This window comes from Sandarakinorhabdus limnophila DSM 17366, assembly GCF_945882885.1.
GTDB lineage: Bacteria > Pseudomonadota > Alphaproteobacteria > Sphingomonadales > Sphingomonadaceae > Sandarakinorhabdus > Sandarakinorhabdus limnophila_A.
The window spans coordinates 1-3,792 of record NZ_CAMCWT010000110.1 but is presented as its reverse complement, the minus strand read 5'-3'; the positions used below and the strand labels follow the sequence as shown (position 1 = coordinate 3,792).

Below are 3,792 nucleotides of genomic sequence, written 5' to 3'. Positions count from 1 at the left end.
GTTTGCTTGTCGGTGAGGCAGCAGCCAATGAGGCGGCCGAGGCGGCCATCGGTGGTGCGCTCGCGATATTCCACCATCACGGTATCAACGGGCGATTGTTCCACCATGTCGGAGAAATCATGGGCGTCCATGGCGGCCATACCGCCATCGGGGTGGCGGGCGCCGAGGTAGCGGCGCAGCAGGCTCCATTGTTCTTCGGTGGCCCAGGGTTCGCAGGCGTGCACATCGAGATCGGCGTGTTGGGCGAGCAGTTTCTTCTGGCTGCGGCCCGGTTTGAAGCGGCTGGCGGGCACGCGCACGGAGATGCAGGCGTTGCAGCCATCGCAGCTGGGCCGGTAGACGACATTCTGGCTGCGGCGGAAACCGATGCGGCCCAGGGCTTCGGCCATGGCCGGCGCGTCATCGCCCTTCAGTTCGGCGAACACTTTGCGCTCGGTCCGCCCCGGCAGATAGGGGCAGGCCGAAGGGGCCGTCACGAAGAAACGCGGAAATCGATAAGACTGATCCGTCACCCGTGAAGACCCTCGACTGCCACTGCTCCCCCGATAACGGCGACGTTAACGTGACTTTACGCGGCTGGCCAGTCCCCAGGCGTTAATTCAGTCCGCTTCAACCATCCTTGTTTCGTAACCGGCGGCGCGCAGGGCTTCCACAAGCCGATCGAGGTGATCGCGATCGCGGGTTTCGCATTCGATGTCGGTGATCAGGCCCTTGGCCGGCAGGTTGGTGAACACGCGCTGGTGATAGACTTCCAGGATGTTGACCTGTTGTTGATCAAAGATGCGGGCGACTTCGAACAATTGCCCGGGCCGATCCTTCAGGCGGATGCGCAAGCGGGCGAGCCGCCCGGAGCGCGCCAGATCGCGCAGCAGCACGTTGGCGAGCAGGCGTGTATCGATATTGCCGCCGCACAGCACCAGGCCAACCTTGGCGCCCTTGAAGCGGCGCGGGTGGGCCAGCAAGGCCGCGAGGCCGGCAGCGCCAGCGCCTTCCACCACGGTCTTTTCAATGCCGAGCAGCAGGGAGACGGCGCGTTCCAGATCCCGTTCACCGACCAGCACGATATCGTCGACCAGTGCGCGCACGACTTCCTGCGTGAGCTTGCCGGGGTTCTTGACGGCGATGCCTTCGGCCAGCGTGTCGCCATCGCAGGTGGCGCTCTGGCCCTTCATCGCGGCATACATGGAGGGGTAAAGCTCCGCCTGCACGCCGATCACGCTGATCTCGCGGTTCTGCGCCTTGGCCACCGTGGCAATGCCGGAGATGAGCCCGCCTCCGCCGATGGGCACCACCAGCGTATCGAGTTCCGGCACATCTTCCAGCATTTCCAGGCCCACGGTGCCCTGGCCGGCCATCACCTTGGCATCATCGAACGGGTGGACGTAAACCAGCCCCTTCTTCTCGGCCAGTTCCAGCGCGTGGGCGCTGGCATCATCATATTTCTCGCCAAACAGCACGACATTGGCATCGTGGCTTTCGGTCTGCTGCACCTTCACGATCGGCGTGAAGCGCGGCATCACGATGGTGGCCGGGATGCCCAGCCGGCGGGCGTGATAGGCCAACCCTTGTGCATGGTTGCCGGCCGACGCCGCGATCACGCCCCGGGCGCGTTCTTCCGCGGTCAGCGTCAGCAGGCGATTGAGCGCGCCGCGTTCCTTGTAGGCGGCGGTGAACTGCAGGTTTTCAAACTTCAGCCACACCTGCGCGCCGGTCATCGCGCTCAACGTTTCCGATTTCAGGCACGGCGTACGGATCACCTTGCCGGCAATGGCCAGCGCAGCAGCCTCCACATCGGCAAGGGCGATCGGCAGTGGAGCCGGCGAAACAGGAGCAGTGGCGTTCATCCCTGTTCCATAACGCCGCAGTTGCAGCCGCGCTACCCATTGTCCGTATTGGGAATGCGCCGGTTGCCGACTTGACCGGTGAGCGGGCGGGTGAGCATGGTGGAAATATTGGTAAAGATGGGAATCGCGTGATGTATCGGCACGATGTTGCAGTCGCAGCGGCAGACATTGACCATATGGGCCATGTCAATAACGCCGTTTATCTGCGCTGGGTGCAGGATGCGGTGGTGGCCTATTGGCAGAACACCGCGCCGCCCGAAGCGGTGGCCAATCATCTGTGGGTCGCGCTCAATCACAATATCAGTTATCGCGCGCCGGCGTTCCTGGAAGACAATGTGGTGGCCAGCGTGGTCGCCGAAAATGTGCAGGGCGCGCGGGCGTTTTTCACCACCATGTTCAAGCGCGGCGAGCAGGTGATCGCCGAAGTGAAGAGCACCTGGTGCTGCATCGATGTTGCCACCATGCGCCCGGCGCGGCTGGCCCGCGACGTGGTGTCGTTGTTCCTGCCCAATTGATCCTGCTCTGATTGCTTAGGCGCGGCGCGGGCGTTAAGGCCGGCGCATGGGCAAGAACATCGCATATCTGGGGCTGGGCGTGATGGGCGGGCCGATGGCGCGCCATCTGGCGGCTGCCGGGCACAATCTCACCGTGTACAATCGCACCGCCGAAAAGGCCGCCGCCTGGGTGGCCGCCCATGGTGGCCGCGCTGCGCCCACCCCGGCGGCGGCAGCGCAAGGCGCCGATGTAGTGATCGCCTGCGTGGGTGCCGATGCCGATCTGGAAGCGGTGACACTGGGCCCCGATGGTGCGTTCGCCGCCATGGCGCCCGGCGCGCTGTTCATCGATCACACCACGGTGTCCGCCGCGATTGCCCGCCGGCTCGCCACTGAAGGCGAAACGCGCGGCCTGCACGTGGTGGATGCGCCCGTCTCCGGCGGCCAGGCCGGGGCCGAAAATGGCAAGCTCACCATCATGGTGGGCGGTTCCGAGGCCGCGTTTGCCGCCGCCGAACCGGTGATGCAGGCTTACGCCCAACGCATCGGCCACATGGGGCCGGCCGGCAGCGGCCAACTCACCAAGATGGTCAACCAACTGTGCATCGCCGGCATTTTGCAGGGCCTGTCCGAAGGTCTGGCGCTGGGCCTGAAGGCGGGTCTGGACATGGATGCGGTGGTGGACGTGATTTCCAAGGGCGCCGCCCAAAGCTGGCAGATGGACAATCGCGCCAAGACGATGACCCGCGGCCAGTTCGATTTCGGTTTCGCGGTGGATTGGATGCGCAAGGACCTCGGCCTGGCGCTCGACGAGGCCCGCCGGCTGGGCGTGCCGCTGCCGATGGGCGCGCTGGTCGATCAATTCTATGCCGATGTGCAGTCCATGGGCGGTGCGCGGCAGGATACGTCCAGCCTGATCCGGCGGTTGGCGCGGTGAGCATCACCTGGCGCTCTGCGCGCCTGCCGGATGACGAGGCGCTGCTGATCGATCTCAACGCCGAATATCTGCACTTCGTGTTCTCCGGCGTTGCTGCGCGTTTTGGCATCACATTGGCCGACATTTTCCCCGACGGCGACATCCGCGCCTATCTGCCTGCCGCCTTGCCGAAAACGCTCGGCCCCGGTCCGCCGGAAAGCTGTTTCTACATTCTGGAACAGGACGGCCAACCAATCGGTATGGGCGGCGTGCGCCGCGTGCGGGACGGCGTGTGCGAGATGAAGCGCGTTTATATCCGCGATATTGCCAAGGGGCAGGGGCTGGGCCGCCAACTGGCTGAGCGGCTGATCCGAGATGGCCGCACCTTCGGCTATCGCACCATGTTCATCGATACGTCGCCCACGCTGGAAACCGCGATTGGCCTTTATGAGCGGCTGGGATTCAAGTGCATTTCGGCCTATCCGGAAGTGGAAGTGCCGGAAATCATGTTCCCGCACTGGGTGTTCATGGCCAAAGA

At 64.4% G+C, this 3,792-nt stretch carries 5 protein-coding genes; 3 read left to right on the top strand and 2 right to left on the bottom strand.

Features of this window, described 5'->3' with window-relative positions:
* Both Q7O19_RS13295 and Q7O19_RS13290 read right to left on the bottom strand, forming a co-directional pair.
* The coding region (locus Q7O19_RS13295; protein ID WP_303810967.1) for an arginyl-transferase family protein at positions 1–512 on the bottom strand (512 nt) is incomplete at its 3' end.
* An 87-nt stretch (positions 513–599) separates the two neighbouring features.
* Entirely contained in the window at positions 600–1,844 is a 1,245-nt protein-coding gene (locus Q7O19_RS13290) for a threonine ammonia-lyase (RefSeq protein WP_303793666.1), read from the bottom strand.
* Positions 1,845–1,975: 131 nt separating this feature from the next.
* Between Q7O19_RS13290 and Q7O19_RS13285 the strand changes: the two genes are divergently transcribed.
* The 3 genes from Q7O19_RS13285 to Q7O19_RS13275 all read left to right on the top strand — a co-directional run.
* Positions 1,976–2,359 (top strand): thioesterase family protein, encoded by a 384-nt coding sequence (locus tag Q7O19_RS13285; RefSeq protein WP_022679829.1) that lies wholly within the window; start codon positions 1,976–1,978, stop codon positions 2,357–2,359.
* A 46-nt stretch (positions 2,360–2,405) separates the two neighbouring features.
* Positions 2,406–3,275 carry an NAD(P)-dependent oxidoreductase gene (locus Q7O19_RS13280; RefSeq protein WP_303793664.1) on the top strand — a complete coding sequence of 290 codons (870 nt, stop codon included), beginning with the start codon at positions 2,406–2,408 and terminating at the stop codon, positions 3,273–3,275.
* Positions 3,272–3,792: GNAT family N-acetyltransferase (locus Q7O19_RS13275; RefSeq protein WP_303810966.1), on the top strand; the 521-nt coding region annotated here is incomplete at its 3' end. The genes Q7O19_RS13280 and Q7O19_RS13275, both read left to right, overlap by 4 nt.

Coding starts and splice junctions, on each gene's coding strand:
- Q7O19_RS13280 (WP_303793664.1), top strand. CDS start 2,406: ATGGGCAAGAACATCGCATATCTGGGGCTGGGCGTGATGGGCGGGCCG.
- Q7O19_RS13290 (WP_303793666.1), bottom strand. CDS start 1,844: ATGAACGCCACTGCTCCTGTTTCGCCGGCTCCACTGCCGATCGCCCTT.
- Q7O19_RS13285 (WP_022679829.1), top strand. CDS start 1,976: ATGTATCGGCACGATGTTGCAGTCGCAGCGGCAGACATTGACCATATG.